The organism is Acidovorax sp. (assembly GCF_016783915.1).
Lineage (GTDB): Bacteria > Pseudomonadota > Gammaproteobacteria > Burkholderiales > Burkholderiaceae_C > Acidovorax.
The window spans coordinates 1-18,314 of record NZ_JADHVT010000096.1 but is presented as its reverse complement, the minus strand read 5'-3'; the positions used below and the strand labels follow the sequence as shown (position 1 = coordinate 18,314).

Genomic DNA, 18,314 nt, shown 5'->3' with positions numbered 1-18,314 from the left:
TGCGCAGGGGGTTGGGTGAAGGAATTTGAATGGAATCGGCCGCAAGCGCTAGTGCAATATGCGCTGACAGCTATCAATTTGCTAGTAAGGCAGCTGCCGCAGGCGCTTGGCGCTGATCACGCGCGTGTTCACGCCCATCCAGCCCAGGCCGCCAAACAGCCGCGCGTGTTCAATCTTCACGCAGCGGTTTTGAATGACTTGCAGGCCCGCCGCCTCCGCGCGCAGGCCTGCGGCCTCGTTGAACACGCCCAGCTGCAGCCACAGGCACTTTGCGCCGATGGCGACGGCTTCGTCGGCCAGTGGCGGGATGTCCTCACTCTTGCGAAAGCAGTCCACCATGTCGATCTTCTGGCCCTGCGTTGCCAGCGCGGCGGCCGCCTCGGTCACGCTGGCGTAGGCCGTCTCGCCCAAAATCTGCCCGCCCTCGCGCGCCACCAGCGGGTTGACCGGCACGATGCGATAGCCATGCGCCTGCATGTACTTGGCGGCGAAGTAGCTGGGGCGGTGCCACTGCGGCGAGAGGCCCACCACCGCAATGGTGCGGCAGGCGGTGAGCAAGTGGCGCAGGGTGCTGATGGTGTCGGGGGTGTGGAGCATGCAAACAGTGTACGCATGCGCCTTGTGAGTCGGGTGGGGCTCAGGCCGGAGATTTGTACTTGATGCTGCACCCATACGGCGCCGTCGTCGCCGCCGAGATCGGCTTGCCCGTCAGCGCCTCCGCCAGCCCCACCTTCACATAGTTGGTGGCCTTCTCGATATCTGCCGGGCGGGCCGAGGGGATACTGTCGATGCCACCCGCGTACACCAGCATGCCCTGCGGGTTGACGATGTACATGTGCGGTGTGGTGCGGGCGCCGTAGCTCTTGCCCACGGTGCCTTCCTCGTCCATCAGCACGGCGGTGGGGGCGGCCTTGCGTTCCTGCTTCCAGGCCATGAGCTTGGCGGGCTCCAGGTAGTCGCTGCTGGCTTTTTCGGTGGAGTTGATGGCCAGCCAGACCACGCCTTGGCCGGTGGCGTCTTTCTGCGTGGCGGGCATGTTGCCGCTGTCGTAATGCTTTTTCACGAAGGGACAGCCGGGGTTGGTCCATTCCAGCACCACATGTTTGCCCTTGAAGTCCGACAGGCGCACGGTCTTTCCGTTGGTGTCCTTGAGTGTGAAGTCGGGCGCGGGCTGGCCCACGGTAGCGGCGGCCTGGGCGCCGAGTGCAACCAGGGCGGCGGTAGCGATCAACGTACGGCGTAGCAACTTCATGGCGGGGTCTCCTGAAGGGGTTGGCGGGTTGTCGAAGGCGGAAAGGTGTGAGGCAGCGACCTACAACTGCGCAATGGTGGCGCGCACCTCGTCCACGCTGAGTACTTCGGTCAGCACCACCGGCGGCTTGCCGGGGCGGTAGAACACGTAGACGGGCACACCACTGCGGCCCAGCGACGCCAGGGCGGCGGTGATGGCGGGGTCGCGCCGCGTCCAGTCGGCGCGCAGCAGGGCTACGTTCTTGATTTGCAGGTCGGCGATCACGTCGGAATTGGCCAGCGTGGTCTTCTTGTTGTACTGGCAGGTCACGCACCAGGCGGCGGTGAAGTCCACAAACACAGGGCGGCCACCGGCCACGATCTGCTCGGCGGCGCCAGGTGCCCAGGGTTGCCAGTCGGTGGCGGATGCTTGCGTGGCGCTTTGCGTAGTAGGCACGTTGGTGATGTGGGGCACAAAGGCCCAACCCAGCAGCGCCATCGTCGCCAGCGATACGGTGGCCATCCACATCCGCGCGCGCCCGGCCAGCGACAGCGCCCACACCACCAGCGACAGCCCCACCAGCAGGATCAGCAGCGCACCCGCGCCGTCGATGCCGCTTTGCTGGCCCAGCACCCACACCAGCCAGACCACGGTGGCGAACATGGGAAAGGCCATGAGCTTGCGGAAGGTGTCCATCCACGCTCCGGGGCGGGGCAATGCACGGGCGACGGCGGGGATGAAACTGGCGGCCAGGAACGGCAGCGCCAGGCCCAGGCCCAGCGCCGCAAACACCGCCAATGCCTGCGGCGCGGGCAGCGTGGCCGTGAGGCCCAGCGATGCGCCCATGAACGGTGCGGTGCAGGGCGATGCCACGGCCACAGCCAGCACGCCGGTCAGAAAACTGTCGGCCACCGGGTGCCGTGCCTGCAGGCTGGCCACCGACGAAGGCAGGAAATGCCCGAACTCGAACACACCCGCCAGGTTCAGCGCGATCAGCGTGAACAGCGCCGCCAGGCCCGCCACCACGGCGGGCGACTGCAGCTGAAAGCCCCAGCCTACCGCCTCGCCCGCCGCGCGCAGGCCCAGCATGAGTGCGCCAAGCAGCATGAACGACAGCACCACGCCGACGGTGTAGGCCATGCCACTGAGTCGGTGCGCGCGGCGGTCTTGTGCATGCTGGGTGAACCCCACCACCTTGATCGCCAGCACCGGGAACACGCAGGGCATGAGGTTGAGGATGAGGCCGCCGAGCAAGGCGCCCAGCAGCGCGGCGGTGAGGGTGAGGGACGAGGCGCCGGAGCCCGCAGCCGATGTAGCCGCTCCGCCTGCCTGAGCTGCATTCGCTTTGAGTGCGGCTTCCAGGGCGGGTGATACCGCAGCGACTGATGCGCCCTGCGGCCAGGTGCCCAGCACCTTCAACTCGGCGCGGTAGCCGGTGCGCGTATCGGGCCCGGTGCCGTGGCCCGCTGCAGTCTGCTCGGCCAGCACCACGGGCATCAGGCTGGGGCTGGCGCTGCGCTGGTCGGCCAGGGGAATCTGCGCGGTCCACACGCTGCCGTTCCAGGCCTGCTTCCAGCTGGCGGCGTTGTTGATGACCTCGGCGGTTTCGGGGAACAGGTCCAGCGTCTTGCCACGCAGCGCCATGGGCAGGCCCTGCACGCTGACGTTCAACAGGTTGCCATCAGCAATCTGCGCCTGGCTGTCCGGCACGATGCCGCTGGTGCCTGCCAGTACGGGTTGGGGTTGTGCCTTGGCGGCAGCTTCGAACGCCGCACCACTCAGCGCCGTCGTGCTCTGGATGGGCAGCTGCAGCGTGAATTCGCCCTCTTCGGGGATGCACTCCTTGCGGCACACCAGCCAGGAGGCGCGCAGCTTGATGGTGGCGTCCTTGGCCAGCGGGCCGGGGGCATAGGTGCTGGCCACGGTGACGGGCACAGGCAGCAGCACGGTGCCTTCATAGCCGTAGTTGGCCAGCGTGCCGATGGGAATCTTTTTGGGCAGGGGCCAGGCGATCTCGCCAGCGTCCAGCCCGGCGGGCAGCGTCCAGGCCAGTTCGGTGGGCAGGCCAGAGTCGCCGGGGTTCTTCCAGTACGTGTGCCACTCGGGCTGGTGGGTGATCGAGAGGCCCAGCCACAGCGGCTGGCCGGCCGCCACGCCCTGGGGCGCATGGGCCAGCAGCTCGGCCCGCACATAGGGCGTGGTGACCACGCTGGTGCCCTGTCCGCTGGTTTTGGTGCCCAATTGGGCGCTAGCGCTAGTCCATAAAGCGCTGGCAGCTATAAAAAAGAGAGTGGCTGCAAGGCGGTGGAACAGGCGTGAAGGCATGGTGCAGTGTGGGAGCGGGCGGGGCGGGATTGGTTCCGGCGCTGCCGCCGTTTCGATTCTCGATCCACCATTGTGCTTGGAGCCGTCCATGTCCGTGGAAACGGGCGCGGCCAGTACCAGGGCCCCCGCGCAAGGGCCGCCCCGCCGCGCTGGGGGCGTCCCCCTCCCGCGTAGCGAGAGAGGGGGAAGGCGCCGTAGGCGACTCAGGGGGTGTTGCTCACTGTGTCGCCAGGCTCAATTCCGCACGCGGTGTCCACTTTTCTGCTTGTTTGCCCGCTTTGGGGGCTGCGACAAACAGCCGCTCCACCGGCAGCTTTTGCGACACCAGGTACGCGCGGATCGCCTGGCCGCGCTGCGTGGCCAGGTCGGCTGCCATGGCCTCGGTGGCGGGCTGGTTGGCCAGCAGCAGGGCTTCCATCTCGGGCACCGTGAGCTCCTTGGCCAAGCCGACCAGATTGCGTGGTTTTGGAATGTCGGCGCGGCGGTATACCTCCTTGAGCAGGGCGGGGTATTCGGTGGCCGACACGGGGGCGGTGTCTGCCGTGCCGGGGCTGGCGCGGCGTCTTTCAGCCAGCACGAGTTGTTGCAGGCGTTCGCGCTGCAGGCCCTCACGCTCGTCTTGCAGGCTGGCCATGCCAGTCACGGTGATCTTGAGCGCAGGGCGGTCGGCCAGGGCCTTGACCACCTTGCCCAGGTTCTGCTGCGCCTCGGGCGTGAGCGTTGCGCTTCCGGGGGCAAACGGCACATTGCTCATCTCGTCGCCACCGCCAAAGGCGCTGGCCAGCAGGCTGAACGGCGAGGTCAGCGCCTTGCCGATGAGGTTGACGATGATCTTGAAGATCACCGGGCCGACACGGAACTGCGGGTCGTTGAGCGAGCCGCTGATGGGCAGGTCCAGGTCGATCACGCCCTGGCGGTCGGCCAGCAGGGCCACGGCCAGCTTCACGGGCAGGCTGTTGGGGGCGCCCTCCACGGGCTCGCCAAAGGTCAGCTGGTTGAGCACCAGCCGGTTGCTGGCGGTGAGCTGGCCGTTGGGCAGCACCTTGTAGTTCACATCCACGCTGAGCTTGCCGCGCTCGATGCCGTGGCCCGCGTATTTGACGGAATAGGGCGTGAGCGGGGGCAGCTCCAGGTCGCGCACCTTGCCCACGATGTCGAGGGCCAGCGGTTTGGCCAGCGGGTTGAGCTTGCCGGTGACTTCGAGCGACGCCGAGCCCTCGGCGCGGCCGCGCAGCTCCAGGTCGGCGAGCACGGGCTCGCCGCCCGAGGCTTCGGACGAGAACGCGCTGAGCTTGCCGGTCAGCTCCGACAGGTCTGCCGAGTAGTTGGGCTTGATGAAGAAGTCCGAAAACAGCACCTTGCCGTTGACCAGGCTCACGGGGCCAAAGACCACCACAGGGGCCAGTGGGTCGGCCTGGGCCACTGCGGCGGTGGGTGCAGTGGCAGTAGTGGGCGCGGCCGATGCCGCTGTGGCGGGAGCCGGCGCGGTGGGGGCGGCCGTGCTGGCCGCGGCGCTGGCCGCATTGGCCGCCCGTGCCTCGGCCGGGGTCTTGGCAATGTCGCTCAGGTTGATGCGGCCGGCCTCGTTGATGGTGACCCGGGCAAAAAAGTCCACCAGGCTGGTTTCCTTGACTTCCACGCGCGGCGCGGTGCCGGGGGCGGTGGCCACGGCCAGGCCGCGCAGGTTCAGGCTCTTCCAGGCCAGCAGTTCCTCACCCACCTGGGCCTCGGTCTTGGGGGTGAAGGCGGCCGTGCTGTTGGCCTGCAGGTCTTCCACCACGGCATCGCCGCTCAGGCGCAGGCTGACTCCTTTGTCGGTCTGCGCCAGGGCCACCTGGCCCCGGTAGCCCACATCGGCCCGCAGCAGTTCTACCGACAGCTGGCTGGCCAGGTAGCCGTCCAGTGCGTGCAGGGGCAGGCGAGTGGCGTCGAGCTTGCCCTGGGTGGCCAGCGGCTGCAGGGCCAGCGTGCCCTGGTAGTCCAGCTTGCCCGGCGTTGCCTTGTTGTTGCCCTTGCCTGGCGCGGCGGCGCGGGCGGTGAGCGTAAAGGCCTCTGGCTTGCTGCCGTCGCTGGCCAGGTTGCGGGCGGTGATGCCCAAGGCGGTGATATCCAGCGCCACGGGGCGCGGCTGGGCGTTGTCGGCCAGCGAGACGGTGCCGCCTTGCACCGAGAAATCGGCCACGCGCAGCTTCCAGGGTGTGCTGGTGCTGGCGGGGGCTGCGTCAGCCGTTGCCGCCGGGGCCGTGGTGCTGCCTGGCGCTGCCTTCAGCCAGCGCTCGAACATCCAGCGCCCGTCCGCTCCCCGTTCCACCGCCAGTTGCGGCTGGCTGATGGCCAGGCGCTCCAGCGTGGCAGTGCGCGCATCCAGGGGCACCTCGGCGCCCGCTATGTCGAGCTTGCCCAGGCTGGCCAAGGTGGTCTTGCCCTGTTTGACGGCCAGTTGCTCCAGCGCCAGGGGGCCTGCCTTGAGGGTGACGCCGGTGGCGCCTGCCTGCGCTGCCTGTGGTGTGGGGGCTTGCCACACCACGCCCACATCGCCTGTGAGCTGGCCGGTCACCGTGGGCTCCAGCGCTTGGGCCAGGTAGGGCGCGGCCAGTTGCAGGGCCAGGGCGTTCAGGGTGGCGTTGATCTGGGCCTTCTGGTCCGTGGCTTCGCCGGTGAAGCTGAGTGTGCTGCCCTGCAGGCTGAGCCCGCCCTTGAAGCTGAAGGGCTTGGCGTTCTCCTTGGCAAAGGGCAGGGCGACGTCGGCCGCATCCAGCGCGATGTCGGTGGCCTGCAGGGCTGCAGCGGGGCGCGTGGTGGCGTCGGCCCAGCGCAGGGTGCCGCCGCGCACGGCGGCAGTGGCGACTTCCACTGCCCATGCGGGGGCGGCTGTCTTGGCCTTGGCTTTGCCTGTGGAGGCGGTGGACGCTGGGGCGGATGCCGCACTGGCGCTGGCCGGGGGGGAAGACGCAGGGTCAGTGGATACGGGCGCCGCAGGCGTGGCTGTCTTGCCCTTGGTGGGCGTTGAAGGCTGTGCAGGCGCTGCCAGCTGCGCCAGGTTGATCTGACCGCTGGCATCGCGCGTGGCGGTGACCACGGGCGCGGTCAGCTCCACATGCTGCAGTCGCACCACCTGGTCCAGCGGGCGCACATCGGCCATGTCGATTTTCAGGCGCTCATAGCTCAGCAGGTCGGCGCCCTGGCGGTCAACAATGCGCACGCCGCTGGCTTGCACGGTGCCGGTCAGCTTCACGGCCATGCGCGGGTGCTGCTCAAAGGCCACCTTCACATCCGCATCCAGCGTGGCGCCCAACACCTTGACGGGCAGGTTGGCCGGCAGGTAGCCCAGGTAGGGTGCGAGGTTCAGCCCATCCAGCCGGATCTGCGCGTCGGCTTTGCCGGTCTGTGCAAACGGCGTGCCCTGGGCGGACGAGTCAAACCGGCTGCCATCGAGCGTGAACGCCAGGTGGGGCTCCACCTTCACCTCGCGCTGCGAGGGCAGGGTGCTGATGAAAGGCACTTTCAGCGCCAGCGCACGCACCTCATGGGTTGCACTGACGGTGTTGTCGATGAAGTCGATGCTGCCGCCCGTGAGCGCCAGGTTGTACAGCGCCAGCCGTGCGGGGCCGGTGTCGGGCTCGGGTTCGCTCTTGGGCGCGGTGACCTTGGCAATGATGTCGTCCACGTCATAGCGGCCGTCGCCCAGGTGGGTGATGCGCAGGACCGGGTTTTCGATGGTGAAGGCGTCCACCACGGGCGCCATGCGCAGCAGCGACTGCAGTTCGCCGTCGGCATAGACGCGGCCAATGGTCAGCTGTGGTGGAGCTCCATTGGCGCCCGCCACGGTCACGTCACGCAGCGCGAATTCCAGGCTCCAGGGCTCAAAGTCGATGCCCCCCACCGTCACGGTGCGACCCAGTTGCTCAGAGGCAATGCGCTCCAGCGGGCCCTTGACCAGCGGCGGAATGGCGAGCCAGGTGACAAGCCACAGGGCGATCAAACCCGCCAGTGCGCGGACGGCGGGGCGGAACCAGCGGTGCTGGCGCAAAGAGGCAAACGAGACGGAGCGCAGGGAGATCGGCATGGCGGCAGGCAAGGGTAGGCGCCGCAGCCCGGGATGTAGAACCGGTCATCGCCGCCCGAGGGCCGGGCGGGTGCTGCGCGCGGGCGCTATTGTCCCCGTTGTCAGCCTGCCTGCGTAAGCCAATGCAACGGGCGGCTGCGGTGGCTCAAGATTGTTGACAGTGAGTGCGGTCGTCCGTCGCTGCACTCACAGGGCAAAGCCCGGCACCACCCTGCGGGTGGTGGCTCAGGACCGTGTCTTTTGGTGCGCACTCACTTGCGCTGCGCACAAGTGAGTGCACCCCAAAGAAAAGCGCTCCTCGCTGCGCTCACTGGGCAAAGCCCAGCACCACCCTGCGGGTGGTGGCGCTTTTCTTTTCAATCTTGGTCACCACGATGGCGCCGATCTCCGACGTGTTGGCCACATGCGTGCCGCCGCAGGGCTGCAGGTCGATCGGTGGCGCGTCGGCTTCGCCGCCGATGCGGATGGTGCGGATGCGCCCGGTGCCGCGTGGCGGCTGCACGCTCATGCTCTTGACCAGGGCGGGGTTGGCATCCAGTTCTTCGTCGCTGATCGAGGCCACGGTGAGCGGGTGCGCGGCGGCCACCAGGGTGGCGATGGCGGCGGTCAGCTGCTCCTTGTCCAGCGGGTCGGTCATCGCAAAGTCCAGCCGGGCGTAGTCGGGCGTGATGGAGCAGCCGTTGACCAGTTGCGGCACCACGTGGCACAGCAGGTGGCTGGTGGTGTGCAGGCGCATCATGCGGTGGCGGCGCTCCCAGTCGATACGGGCCGTGACGGCGGTACCTGCCGCGAGCTGCGCCAATCGGTCTTCCTGCCCGGGGGCAGGGATGTGCACGATGTCGCTGGTGGGGTGGCCCTCGGCGTCCTTGCCCTTGCGGGTGTCGGCGATCGCGATTTCGGAGCCGTCCACCAGCACCAGCACGCCGCTGTCGCCCGCCTGGCCGCCGCCCAGGGGGTAGAACACGGTCTGGTCCAGCACGATGCCGACATCGGTGGCGGCGGTGATGTGGGCGCTGCATTCGCGCAGGTAGGCGTCTTGGCGGAAGAGGTCTTGGGTCATGCGGTGATGGTAGCGGGATGGGCGGCGGTGCGCGGCGGTGGGGCGGGCGCTATGCTGGGCTGCAGGGGTTTCTGCCACCCCATCCCACACCACTCCACCCTCGGCTTTTCATGAACATGCCTTTGCCTTCACCTCCGCAGTCGTCCTCTCCGCCCCCCATCTCGCGCATGGCGGTCTGGGTCTCGCGCACCCTGGACGTGCTGCTGCTGGGCCTGTGCGGGCTGCTGGTGGCGCTGTCCTACTACACCTTCACGCTGTACTGCGAGAGCTTTGGCTGCCTGGGCGTGGGGCTGTTGTGGATGCTGTGGGCCGTGCTGGCCGCCGTAGGCTGGGCGGCGGCGCTGGTGGTGCGCGCCTGGCAGCGCCGTCGTGGCCTGGGCAGCAGGGTCAGTGGGCTCGCGTCCACCGCGCTGCTGGTGATGGGCGTGGGGCACCTGCTGGTCTGGCTGGGCAAGATGGTGCTGAAGTGACGCACCCCTGAACAGGCCCTAACATCGCGGCATGACCGCTGCCGCCGCGCCCCCATCTGCCCCACTCTCCTTGCCCTCGCGCTTCTGGGCTGACCTGTCCACCCGCGACTTTGCCGCGCTGCAGCACAGCGGTCAGGCTGACCAGGTGGTGGCTGTGCTGCCCGTGGCCGCTGTCGAGCAGCATGGCCCGCACTTGCCGTTGTCGGTGGATGCCACGCTGCTGCAGGGTGTGGTCGATGCCGCGCTGCCGCAGCTGCCTGTCGATCTGCCCGTGCTGTTCTTGCCCCCGCAGAACGTGGGATTGAGCCCGGAGCACATCCGCTTTCCCGGCACGCTCACGCTGTCTCCCGCCACGGTGATTGCGCTGTGGACCGAGATCGGTGAATGTGTGGCCCGCGCGGGCATCAAGAAGCTGCTGCTGTTCAATGGCCACGGCGGTCAGGTGAGTGTGATGGACATCGTGGCACGCGAGCTGCGCACGCGCTGCGATCTCATCGTCTATAGCGCCAGCTGGTTCAGTCTGCCGCTGCCCGACGCGGTGGCGGGCCAGTTCAGTGCCCAGGAGCACCGCTTTGGCATCCACGCGGGCGAGATCGAGACGTCGATGATGCTGCACCTGTCGCCCGCCACGGTGCACATGGAGCATGCGCAGGAATTCCGCTCCACGTCGCAAGACCGTTCGGAGCGCTATGCCATCCTGGGCAACGGCAAAAGCGCCAAGCTGGGCTGGCAGATGCAGGATTACCACCCGGCTGGGGCCGTGGGCAATGCGGCCGGGGCGACCGCAGACAAGGGGCGGACGGTGGTAGATGCCGCAGCGCAGCAACTGGTGGCCCTGCTGCAGGAGCTGCAGGCGCTGCCGCTGTCCACCCTGGCGGATGGGCCCAAGCTGCGTTGAACTGTGTGCTATATTTTTAATAGCTTTCAGCGCATGATCGACTAGCGCAAGCGGCCTCAAAGACCCAAATGTCGGCGCTCAGGCGTGCGTCACCCACTGCGCATGCTCCAGCTCGTTCAGGTGCGGCAGCGTGTTGAACGTCTGCAGCATCAACCGCTTGGGCGAGATCGAGAACTCCGTCACTGCGCTGTTGCGAATGCGCATGTTCAGCGCAATCGTCACCTCGGGCGCTGTGCCCAGCACTTCGCCCACGGCGGTGGAGATGGGGCCGCCGCTGCTCACCAGCAGCACGTTCTGGCCCGTGTGGTGGTGGCGCACGTGGTCCAGGGCAGCGCGCACGCCGGCCGAAAATTCGTTCCAGCTTGGCATGCCCTGGGGGCTGATGACGCCTGCCATCCACTGCGCCAGCGCGTCGCACAGGATGCGGAAGTGCGCGCGGTAACGCTCGGGCGTGTCGGCCGGGCCGAGGGGCTGGGGGTGGATGGCCGCGATCAGAGCGTGGCTGTCGTATTCGTTGAGGCCCGGCAACTGCAGCACCTCGGGCGTGGTCTGCAAGCCTTCGGCGATGCCTTCCAGCGTTTGCGTGTGGCGGCGCAGCGTGCCGGTGATGACGGCGTCAAACCCCAAGCCGTGTGCGCGCCAATGTTCGCCCAGGCGCACTGCCTGCTGACGGCCCAGCGCGCTGAGCTGGTCGTAGTCTTCCGCGCCAAACGAGGCCTGGCCGTGGCGCACGAGGTAGAGGGTTCCCATGCGGCGGATTGTGATCAGAACCCGCCGCAGGCGTTTGTCGCAAAAGCGACCGATGCTATTAAATGTGTAGCTTTTTTGGCTGAATCAGCGAGGGCTTCAGCCCGCCAGAATGCTGCCGAACATGGGCGCATCCACGTTGCCGCCCGTCAACGCCAGGCCCACGTGCAAACCCTGTAGCTGGTCGCGTTCCTGCAGCGCCGCCGCCAACGCTGCAGCACCAGCGCCCTCGGCCACGTTGTGGGTGTCTGTGAACAGGGTACGCATGGCGGCGGCCACCTCGGCGTCGCTCACCTGCACGATGTGGTCGATGTGGGGCGCCAGCACGGTCAGGGCCTCGGCGTCGGCCACGCGGCAGGCCATGCCGTCGGCGAGCTGGGTGGTGACGGGTGCCTCGACCACGCGGCCAGCGGCCAGCGAATCGGCATAGGTGGTGGCGTGGCTGCTGACCACGCCCACCACGCGCACCGGGTGCTGCAGCGCTAGCTTGGCGGCAATGGCCGAGCATGCGCCCGAGCCCTGGCCGATGGGCACGTACACCACATCGAGCTGCGGCACGGCGCGCAAAAATTCCCACCAGTAGGTGCTCACGCCGCGCAGCAGATCGGGGTGGAAGCTGGGCACCATGTGGGCGCCACGCTGGGCCGCCAGCTCGATGGCGTGTTCGCGCGCTTCCTGAAAGTCGTCGCCGTGTTCGATGAGCGTGACGCCCAGCGCGCGCATGGCGGCGTTCTTCTCCACCGAGTTGCCACGCGGCACAACGATGGTGCAGGCCACGCCGTGGCGGCGCGCGGCCCAGCCCATGCTCTGGCCGTGGTTGCCGCGCGTGGCGCTGATGACCTCTTTGGGCAGGGCGCCTCGTCGGGCGAGCTGGTCGAAGTAAGTGAGGCCACCCCGAATCTTGAATGCGCCTACGGGCGTGTAGTTTTCGTGCTTGAGCCAGCAGTCGGTGCCCAGACGCTGGCTGAGCAGGCCCCAGCGGTACTGGGGCGTGGCAGCGAAGTCGCGGTACACCACCTCGGCAGCGGCTTCGATGTCGGCCAGGGTGGGCAGCAGGGCGGTGGTGTCGAGGCGGGTGTTCATGTGGCGGCTTTCTTTTCGGTAGAGGACGATAGGGTGACGGGGCCCAGCGGCGTGGTGAGTTGTGCCGTGAGGTCAGGCGCGTTGCCTGCCGCGACGGCGGCCTGGGGGCCGACACCGATGGCGTCACATGCCGCCTGCAGCGTGGCGGCCTGCGCGTGCTGCAGTGAAAGCTGCGCCAGCTGCACGCCAACAGCGGGCAGGCTGTCGCAGGGGTGCACCGCGCCCCACTGAATGAGCGTGGGCAGGCAGCCGTCCATCAGGCGCAGGCCGTCGTCGCGCACAGTGATCTGCCATTGCAGCACGCCACGGGGCGTGGGGCGGCTGGCGGTGATGACGGCGCCGCGTTCGATGTCGAGTGCCGACAACGCGGTGCACGCGGCAGCCACGTCGGGCACGCTCGCCACCCAGTGGATGAGCTGAGGGCCGTGCTGGGCTACCTGAGCCTGCAGATTGGCGTCATCCATGTCAAACCAGCGCCTTGCGCTAGTGGATATTGCCTTGGATGCTCCTGGGTTGATAGCAATGATCTCCAGGTAAGCGCGCGGATGCGCCGGGCTGGAGATGTTGAAGATGCGGTTGTGGGTGCCCATCAGCGGGTGTTCGCCGCCCGCCGTGGGGGTGATGCCCAGCTTGCGCTCGCACCAGTCCACCCCACTGGCCAGGTCGGCCGCCAGCACGACAAGGTGGTCCACGCAGGGGGCGTGTTGGGTGGTGGACGCGGTCACAGCAGCACCTCACCGGTCAGGCAGGTGACCGAACTGCCGCCGACCCAGATGGTGTTGCCGTCCTGCTCCACAAACACCCGTCCGGCGCGGCCCAGGCACGTCCCTTGAGCGGCCACATACTGCGTGGGGGCCAGCCCGGCGCCGATGAGCCACTGGGCCAGCGCGGCGTTCAGGCTGCCAGTCACGGGGTCTTCGGTCAGGCCGTTGTTGCCTGGGAAAAAGGCGCGCACTTCAAAGGCGATGCCTTCGGCGTCGATGCTGCCAATGACACCGACTTTGCCCCGTGGCGCGGATGCGCCGCCTTGAGCGGTTGGGCACACCACGCCCACATCCAGCTGGCCCAGGATGCTGGCGTCGGGCTTCAGCGCCAGCACCTGCTTGCTGCTCGCCAGCATCACGCCGCGCCAGTGGGGGCCGTTGTCGCACCAGGCGTGGTGCAGGATGTCGCTGCGCGCCACGCCCAGGCCGCGCGCGATCAGCGCCACGTCCTCTTCGGCCAGCGGGCCGCTTTGGATGAGGGGCGGCGCAGCAAAGGCCAGGCGTTCGCCGTCCTGCCGCAGCGTGACCAGGCCCACGCCACATTCCTGCACCACCTGGCCTGCGACCTGGGGCTGGCCGCCGGCCTTGAGCCATGCGTGGCAGCTGCCCAGTGTGGGGTGGCCTGCAAAAGGCAGTTCGCGCCCGGGGCAGAAGATGCGCACGCGGTAGTCGGCACCGGCGGCGCGGCCTTCCGGGGTGGGGGGGAGCAGGAAGGTGGCTTCGGACAGGTTGGTCCAGTGGGTGAAGTCCTGCATGGCTTCGGTGCTGAGGCCGGAGCCGTCCAGCACCACGGCCAGAGGGTTGCCCCGGTAGGGCGTGGCGGTGAACACATCGACTTGCTGGAAGGGGCGTTGGTGCATGGAGAGGCGCGGTCAGGAAAGGGGTTGGTCCAGGACCCCGCGGGCGCCGGGGCGGTTGCTGACCGTGTTGTACCACCGCTCCAGGTGGGGGTGTGCGGCGCGCTCTTGCGGCAGGCCCCACCAGCGGTGGATCTCGCAACCCACCGGGATGTCGGCCATGGTGAACCGCTCACCCGCCATGAAGGGCTGGCGCGCCAGGTGGGCATCGAGCATCGCCATCAGCGGCTCGGTCAGTGCGACCGATGCGGCGATGAGCGCCTCATTGCGCTGTGCGGCGGGGGTGCGAACCCACTGGAGGAACGCATCACGCCCGGCGGGGTTGAGCGTGGTCTGTTGCCAGTCCATCCACTGCTCGGCCACAAAGCGCGTGGGCAGGTCTTCGGGGTAGAGGTTGCCCAGCGAATGCCGGGCGCACAGGTAGCGCACGATGGGGTTGGACTCCCACAGGGTGACGCCTGCCTCATCGTCCTCGATCAGCGGCACCAGGCCGTTGGGGTTGAAGCCCAGGAAGCGTGCCTCGCGCACGATGCCGTACTGGCCGCCCGCGTCGGTGCGCTGCAGCGTGATGCCCAGCTCCTGCGCGGCCCACACGACCTTGCGCACGTTGATGGACGACAGGCGACCCCAAAGCCTCAGCATGGTGACTCAGCCCTTGCTCTCGCGGATGGCTGACGCCAGCGCCCCGATGCCGGTGGCGATCTGCTCGACGGTAGAGGTGACGAACGACAGGCGCAGCGTGCGGTGGTCGGCGTTGTCGGCATAGAACGCCGCGCCGGGCACAAAGGCCACATTGCGCTCCACGGCCTTGGGCAGCAGCTCGATCGCGCTCATGCCCTCGGGCAAGCGCACCCACAGGAACATGCCGCCATCGGGGCGGTTCCACTGCACACCGAGGCCCTGCATTTCCTTGTCGAGCGCGGCCAGCATGGCCTCGCACTGCTGCTTGTACAGCGCGCGGATGGTGGGCACGTGCCGGTCCAGGAAGCCGTCCTTCATCACCTCGGCCACCAGGCGCTGGTTGTAGCCGGGGGTGTGCAGGTCGGCCGCCTGCTTGGCCTGCAGCAGCTTGGGGTACACGGCCTTGGGCGCAACGATGTAGCCCAGGCGCAGGCCGGGGGCCAGCACCTTGGAGAACGAGCCCATGTAGATGCATCCCTCGGGGTTGCGGGCCGTGAGCGGGGCGGGCGGCGGTGCGTCAAACCACAGGTCGCCATACGGGTTGTCTTCCACCAGCGGCAGGTTCAGCTCGGCTGCGGCCTTCACCAGCGCGGCACGGCGGGCTTCGGTCATGGTGCGGCCCGTGGGGTTCTGGAAGTTGGGCAGCACGTACAGGAAGCGTGCCTTGTCGGCGCCCGTGCCCACCTTGGCTTTCAGGTCGTCGATGAGCACACCTTCGTCGTCGCTGGCCACGGCCACCACGCTGGGTTCCATGGGCGTGAAGGCCTGCAGCGCGCCCAGGTAGGTGGGGGTTTCGACCAGCACGCGGCTGTTTTCGTCGATGAGGATCTTGGCGATCAGGTCCAGCGCCTGTTGCGAGCCGGTGGTGATCAGGATCTGGTCAGCGTCCACGTCCCAGGGCAGGAAGTCGGCAATCGCCTGGCGCAGCGGGCCGTAGCCTTCGCTGGCGGCGTACTGCAGGGCGCCGGGGCCGTCGTTGGCCAGCACGGCGGCAGAAGCGGCGGCAAACGCGGAGACAGGGAAGGTCTTGGGCGACGGCAGGCCGCCTGCCAGGCTGATGATGCCGGGCTTTTCGGTGACCTTCAGGATTTCGCGGATGACCGAGGGGTTCATGCGCTCGGCACGGCGTGCCAGGGTCCAGGTGCTGGTCTGTGGAAGGTCGTTCAGTTTCACTCTCGTTCTCCTCCGGGCGGTCCCCAAAAGACCACCCACGTTACAAAATCGTCCGAAAAATGCTCAAAGCGGTGCACTTGCCCCGCAGGCACAAAAAACGCATCCCCCGCCTGAAAGCGTTGACGGGTGTCGCCTTGTACAAAATCGCCCTGGCCGCACTGGATGAAATACAGCTCATCCTGCGCATGGGGCTGCTGCGGGTCGTGGCCGCGCGGCGCATACAGCTCGGTGCGCATGCTGCCATGCGCCATCAGCGCTGCAAAGCGTTCGCCGTTCGGGCCAGGCAACTGCCGCAGTCCTCGATCCACAGAGGTGTGCATGGTGTTCCTTCAGTCCACAATAAACAGGGTGGCGCCCTGTGGTGCTGTGGACCGGTGTGGTTCCGCATTGTCCGCCACCTGGTAACTCATGCCCGGCGTCGGGGTGTACTGGCGGCCGTCGGCCAGCTCGGTGTGCAGTTCGCCGCTCAGGCACAGCAGCACATGGCCCTTGGTGCACCAGTGGTCGGACACATAGCCGGGGGTGTACTCAACCATGCGCACGCGGACCCCGCCAAATGTCTGCGTGCGCCAGAAGGCTTGGCCCGCTTCGGCGCTTTTTTCTTCGCGCGGAATGCTGGCCCACTCGGTGGTGGCAAAGGGGATGTTGTTCAGCTTCATGCTGCGGGCTTGGGTGTGGCGTGGACGGGCATCCTCTTGCCGATGAACACCGTGGCGATCACGGCCATGGCAAACACCAGGGTGGCGGTGTCGAGGTGTTCACCCAGCAGCGGCACCGCAAACAGCAGGCTCAAAAAGGGCTGGATGAGCTGGATCTGGCTGACCCGCACAGCACCCAACGCCAGGGCGCGGTACCACGCAAAGAAGCCGATCCACATCGAGAACAACGCCACGTACAGAAAGCCCGCCCAGCTCATCGCGCCAATGCTGGAGGTCACGGCCGGCGCAAACCACCAGGCCACGGGCAGCGTGAGTGGCAGGCTACACACCAGCACCCAGCAGATGACCTGCTCGGCCCCCAGCCGGGGCGTGAGGCGGGCGCCGCCGATGTAGCCCAGGGCGCCCGTGGTCATGGCGATCAGCAGGTAGACGTTGGCCGCGCCCAGGTACAGGCCGCCCGCACGCCACACCATGAAGCCCAGCACCAGACCGCTGCCCAGCAATGCACAGGCCCAGAAGCCTGCCGAGGGCCGCTGTCGGTACCACAGCGCGCCGAGCAAAGCCGTGGACAGTGGCAGCAACGCGGTGACCACGGCCCCATGCGTGCTGGGCACATGGCGCAGCGCCAGAGCCAGAAACAGCGGAAATCCCACGATCACGCCAAAGGCTGTGATGCCCAGCAGCGGCCACTCGGCGCGCACCGGCAGGTTCAGGCGCCCTTGCGTGCGCTGCCACAGCAGGTAGCCGATAGACAGCAGCCCCGCCACGGCGGCACGCCCGAACGTGACGAACCAGGGGGACAACTGGGGCGCGTCGGTAGAGCCCACGGCCAGCCTGGTCATGGGCAGGGTGGCGGCAAACAGCGTGACGCCGACCAGGCCCCAGAGCAGGGCTTCTTTTTCCTGTGAGCGGTTCATAGGGTGAGCATCCAGTACGCCGTGAGCACCAGCACGAGTGCCAGCGTGCGGTTGAACCACAGCAGCCGGGTGCCCTGCGCCAGCCACTGGCGCAGCAGCGAGCCCACCAGCGCATAGACAAAGTTGCTGGTGAAGGCAAACACCATCATCACGCCGCAGATGATGGCCAGGCGCTCCCCGGGGTTGGAGGCAGGCTGTCCGGCCGCGTTGACCACCCAGCCCGCGCTGAGCGTGAGGGCCAGCATCCAGGCCTTGATGTTGACGAACTGCAGGCCCACACCCTGCCAGAAGGTCACGTTCAGGCGGTGGCTGTCCACTTCGGTCAGCTGCCCGGCGCGGCTGAGCTTGAAAGCCAGCCACAGCATGTAGGCCACTCCCAGCAGCGTTACCGCCCAGCGCAGGGCGGGCACGCCAGTGATGAGGGCCCCCATGCCCAGGCCGCTGCCCAGCATGAGCAGCGTCCAGCCCGCTGGCACGGCGAAGCAAAAGCGCAGCGCGCGCTTGAGGCCCAGGTTGGCCGCGAGCGCGGTGGACAGGGTGGTGTTGGGCCCTGGCGAAAAGCTCATGGCGGTGCAAAACAGCAGCAGGGCGGTGAGTTCGGCGACGCTCATGGGGAATGGTAGGGGGTTCTTGTCGGATGTGTGGGTTCAATGTAATCTTGCAAACCAATACATGACCAGTACAGTCATTCAGCGCAGTATTGAATCTGTATTGGTTGCGAAGACAGTACACCACCCGGGGCCTTGCCATGCTGATGAAATCCTCTACCCAGTCGCTCACCGAGCAGTTGTCGGCTCGGATCTCGGAGCGCATCCGCAACCGCCTGCTGGCGCCCGGCGCGCGCCTGCCGTCGGTGCGCCAGTGCGCGCAGCAGAACGGGGTGAGCCCGTCCACCGTGGTGGCGGCCTACGACCAGCTGCTGGCCCAGGGGCTGGTGGAGGCGCGCAAGAACCGGGGATTTTTTGTGCGCGAAAGTGGCCGCGCGGCCCACGCTGCCGACGACGAGGACGCCCACCCTGTGGACACCGGGCTGGAGAGTGCGGCCGCCACCTGGAGCACGGCGCACTGGTTTGCGCCGCGTGCGGCCGGCCGCGCGGGCCCAGGCGTGTCGCCCGTCAACGCCACGGCGCTGATCCGGGGCATGTTCCACAAGATCAGCGACAAGCCCCAGCCCGGCATGGGGGTCTTTCCGCCCGACTGGCTGGAGTCCACCTTCATGCCCGCGGCCGTGCGCAAGGTCACCAACTCGCGCGCCCTGCAGGAGTTTTCGCTGCAGTACGGCGAGCCTCTGGGCGATGCAGGCCTGCGGCGCGTGCTGGCCAAGAAGCTGTCCACGCTCAATGTGCACACGGTGCCCGAGAACATCATCACCACCGTGGGGGC

General features: G+C 67.7%; 18 protein-coding genes. 3 read left to right on the top strand and 15 right to left on the bottom strand.

Features of this window, described 5'->3' with window-relative positions; translation table 11 throughout:
• Positions 1 to 81: 81 nt before the first annotated feature.
• The 5 genes from ISS20_RS16460 to ISS20_RS16440 all read right to left on the bottom strand — a co-directional run bounded on the left by ISS20_RS16460 (position 82) and on the right by ISS20_RS16440 (position 8,682).
• Entirely contained in the window at positions 82 to 597 is a 516-nt protein-coding gene (locus ISS20_RS16460) for a CoA-binding protein (protein ID WP_291438076.1), read from the bottom strand.
• A 40-nt stretch (positions 598 to 637) separates the two neighbouring features.
• A complete protein-coding gene (locus ISS20_RS16455) occupies positions 638 to 1,252 on the bottom strand; it encodes a thioredoxin family protein (protein ID WP_291438075.1) in 615 nt (204 codons plus the stop codon).
• 60 nt (positions 1,253 to 1,312) lie between these two features.
• On the bottom strand, positions 1,313 to 3,556 hold the full coding sequence (locus ISS20_RS16450) for a thioredoxin family protein (protein WP_291438074.1): 2,244 nt from the start codon (positions 3,554 to 3,556) through the stop codon (positions 1,313 to 1,315).
• A 217-nt stretch (positions 3,557 to 3,773) separates the two neighbouring features.
• The gene (locus ISS20_RS16445) at positions 3,774 to 7,622 is read right to left on the bottom strand and encodes a DUF748 domain-containing protein (RefSeq protein ID WP_291438073.1); all 3,849 of its coding nucleotides are present in this window, start codon (positions 7,620 to 7,622) and stop codon (positions 3,774 to 3,776) included.
• 307 nt (positions 7,623 to 7,929) lie between these two features.
• Entirely contained in the window at positions 7,930 to 8,682 is a 753-nt protein-coding gene (locus ISS20_RS16440; protein ID WP_291438072.1) for an alanyl-tRNA editing protein, read from the bottom strand.
• 167 nt (positions 8,683 to 8,849) lie between these two features.
• On the opposite strand from ISS20_RS16440, the gene ISS20_RS16435 reads away from it, so the two are divergent.
• Complete coding sequence (locus ISS20_RS16435) at positions 8,850 to 9,152, top strand: hypothetical protein (protein WP_291438071.1); 303 nt, start codon at positions 8,850 to 8,852, stop codon at positions 9,150 to 9,152.
• A gap of 31 nt (positions 9,153 to 9,183) precedes the next feature.
• Positions 9,184 to 10,050, top strand: coding sequence for a creatininase family protein (locus tag ISS20_RS16430; protein WP_291438070.1), 867 nt, complete (start codon positions 9,184 to 9,186; stop codon positions 10,048 to 10,050).
• Positions 10,051 to 10,128: 78 nt separating this feature from the next.
• Here ISS20_RS16430 and ISS20_RS16425 read toward each other — a convergent pair whose 3' ends face one another.
• From ISS20_RS16425 to ISS20_RS16380, 10 genes are all read right to left on the bottom strand, one after another.
• The gene (locus ISS20_RS16425; protein ID WP_291438069.1) at positions 10,129 to 10,800 is read right to left on the bottom strand and encodes a histidine phosphatase family protein; all 672 of its coding nucleotides are present in this window, start codon (positions 10,798 to 10,800) and stop codon (positions 10,129 to 10,131) included.
• 96 nt (positions 10,801 to 10,896) lie between these two features.
• On the bottom strand, positions 10,897 to 11,880 hold the full coding sequence (locus ISS20_RS16420; protein WP_291438068.1) for a threonine dehydratase: 984 nt from the start codon (positions 11,878 to 11,880) through the stop codon (positions 10,897 to 10,899).
• Positions 11,877 to 12,572 carry a VOC family protein gene (locus ISS20_RS16415; RefSeq protein WP_291438067.1) on the bottom strand — a complete coding sequence of 232 codons (696 nt, stop codon included), beginning with the start codon at positions 12,570 to 12,572 and terminating at the stop codon, positions 11,877 to 11,879. The genes ISS20_RS16420 and ISS20_RS16415 overlap by 4 nt, the downstream gene beginning before the upstream one ends.
• A gap of 29 nt (positions 12,573 to 12,601) precedes the next feature.
• On the bottom strand, positions 12,602 to 13,504 hold the full coding sequence (locus tag ISS20_RS16410) for a PhzF family phenazine biosynthesis protein (protein ID WP_291438066.1): 903 nt from the start codon (positions 13,502 to 13,504) through the stop codon (positions 12,602 to 12,604).
• 12 nt (positions 13,505 to 13,516) lie between these two features.
• Positions 13,517 to 14,143, bottom strand: coding sequence for a glutathione S-transferase C-terminal domain-containing protein (locus ISS20_RS16405; RefSeq protein WP_291438065.1), 627 nt, complete (start codon positions 14,141 to 14,143; stop codon positions 13,517 to 13,519).
• A 6-nt stretch (positions 14,144 to 14,149) separates the two neighbouring features.
• Positions 14,150 to 15,355 (bottom strand): PLP-dependent aminotransferase family protein, encoded by a 1,206-nt coding sequence (locus ISS20_RS16400; RefSeq protein ID WP_291438064.1) that lies wholly within the window; start codon positions 15,353 to 15,355, stop codon positions 14,150 to 14,152.
• The gene (locus tag ISS20_RS16395; protein WP_291438063.1) at positions 15,352 to 15,675 is read right to left on the bottom strand and encodes a cupin domain-containing protein; all 324 of its coding nucleotides are present in this window, start codon (positions 15,673 to 15,675) and stop codon (positions 15,352 to 15,354) included. The genes ISS20_RS16400 and ISS20_RS16395 overlap by 4 nt, the downstream gene beginning before the upstream one ends.
• Positions 15,676 to 15,684: 9 nt before the next feature.
• Entirely contained in the window at positions 15,685 to 16,014 is a 330-nt protein-coding gene (locus ISS20_RS16390; RefSeq protein WP_291438062.1) for a DHCW motif cupin fold protein, read from the bottom strand.
• Positions 16,011 to 16,931, bottom strand: coding sequence for a DMT family transporter (locus tag ISS20_RS16385; RefSeq protein ID WP_291438061.1), 921 nt, complete (start codon positions 16,929 to 16,931; stop codon positions 16,011 to 16,013). Before ISS20_RS16385 ends, ISS20_RS16390 begins: the two co-directional genes overlap by 4 nt.
• A complete protein-coding gene (locus tag ISS20_RS16380) occupies positions 16,928 to 17,542 on the bottom strand; it encodes a LysE family translocator (RefSeq protein WP_291438060.1) in 615 nt (204 codons plus the stop codon). The genes ISS20_RS16385 and ISS20_RS16380 overlap by 4 nt, the downstream gene beginning before the upstream one ends.
• A gap of 137 nt (positions 17,543 to 17,679) precedes the next feature.
• Here ISS20_RS16380 and ISS20_RS16375 point away from each other — a divergent pair.
• The coding region (locus tag ISS20_RS16375; protein WP_291438059.1) for a GntR family transcriptional regulator at positions 17,680 to 18,314 on the top strand (635 nt) is incomplete at its 3' end.

What these genes read in the sequence shown, in the direction of transcription:
- ISS20_RS16420 (WP_291438068.1), bottom strand. Translation starts at nt 11,880, where the DNA reads ATGAACACCCGCCTCGACACCACCGCCCTGCTGCCCACCCTGGCCGAC.
- ISS20_RS16385 (WP_291438061.1), bottom strand. Translation starts at nt 16,931, where the DNA reads ATGAACCGCTCACAGGAAAAAGAAGCCCTGCTCTGGGGCCTGGTCGGC.
- ISS20_RS16440 (WP_291438072.1), bottom strand. Translation starts at nt 8,682, where the DNA reads ATGACCCAAGACCTCTTCCGCCAAGACGCCTACCTGCGCGAATGCAGC.
- ISS20_RS16455 (WP_291438075.1), bottom strand. Translation starts at nt 1,252, where the DNA reads ATGAAGTTGCTACGCCGTACGTTGATCGCTACCGCCGCCCTGGTTGCA.
- ISS20_RS16380 (WP_291438060.1), bottom strand. Translation starts at nt 17,542, where the DNA reads ATGAGCGTCGCCGAACTCACCGCCCTGCTGCTGTTTTGCACCGCCATG.
- ISS20_RS16460 (WP_291438076.1), bottom strand. Translation starts at nt 597, where the DNA reads ATGCTCCACACCCCCGACACCATCAGCACCCTGCGCCACTTGCTCACC.
- ISS20_RS16390 (WP_291438062.1), bottom strand. Translation starts at nt 16,014, where the DNA reads ATGAAGCTGAACAACATCCCCTTTGCCACCACCGAGTGGGCCAGCATT.
- ISS20_RS16395 (WP_291438063.1), bottom strand. Translation starts at nt 15,675, where the DNA reads ATGCACACCTCTGTGGATCGAGGACTGCGGCAGTTGCCTGGCCCGAAC.
- ISS20_RS16435 (WP_291438071.1), top strand. Translation starts at nt 8,850, where the DNA reads ATGGCGGTCTGGGTCTCGCGCACCCTGGACGTGCTGCTGCTGGGCCTG.
- ISS20_RS16430 (WP_291438070.1), top strand. Translation starts at nt 9,184, where the DNA reads ATGACCGCTGCCGCCGCGCCCCCATCTGCCCCACTCTCCTTGCCCTCG.
- ISS20_RS16405 (WP_291438065.1), bottom strand. Translation starts at nt 14,143, where the DNA reads ATGCTGAGGCTTTGGGGTCGCCTGTCGTCCATCAACGTGCGCAAGGTC.
- ISS20_RS16410 (WP_291438066.1), bottom strand. Translation starts at nt 13,504, where the DNA reads ATGCACCAACGCCCCTTCCAGCAAGTCGATGTGTTCACCGCCACGCCC.
- ISS20_RS16425 (WP_291438069.1), bottom strand. Translation starts at nt 10,800, where the DNA reads ATGGGAACCCTCTACCTCGTGCGCCACGGCCAGGCCTCGTTTGGCGCG.
- ISS20_RS16445 (WP_291438073.1), bottom strand. Translation starts at nt 7,622, where the DNA reads ATGCCGATCTCCCTGCGCTCCGTCTCGTTTGCCTCTTTGCGCCAGCAC.
- ISS20_RS16450 (WP_291438074.1), bottom strand. Translation starts at nt 3,556, where the DNA reads ATGCCTTCACGCCTGTTCCACCGCCTTGCAGCCACTCTCTTTTTTATA.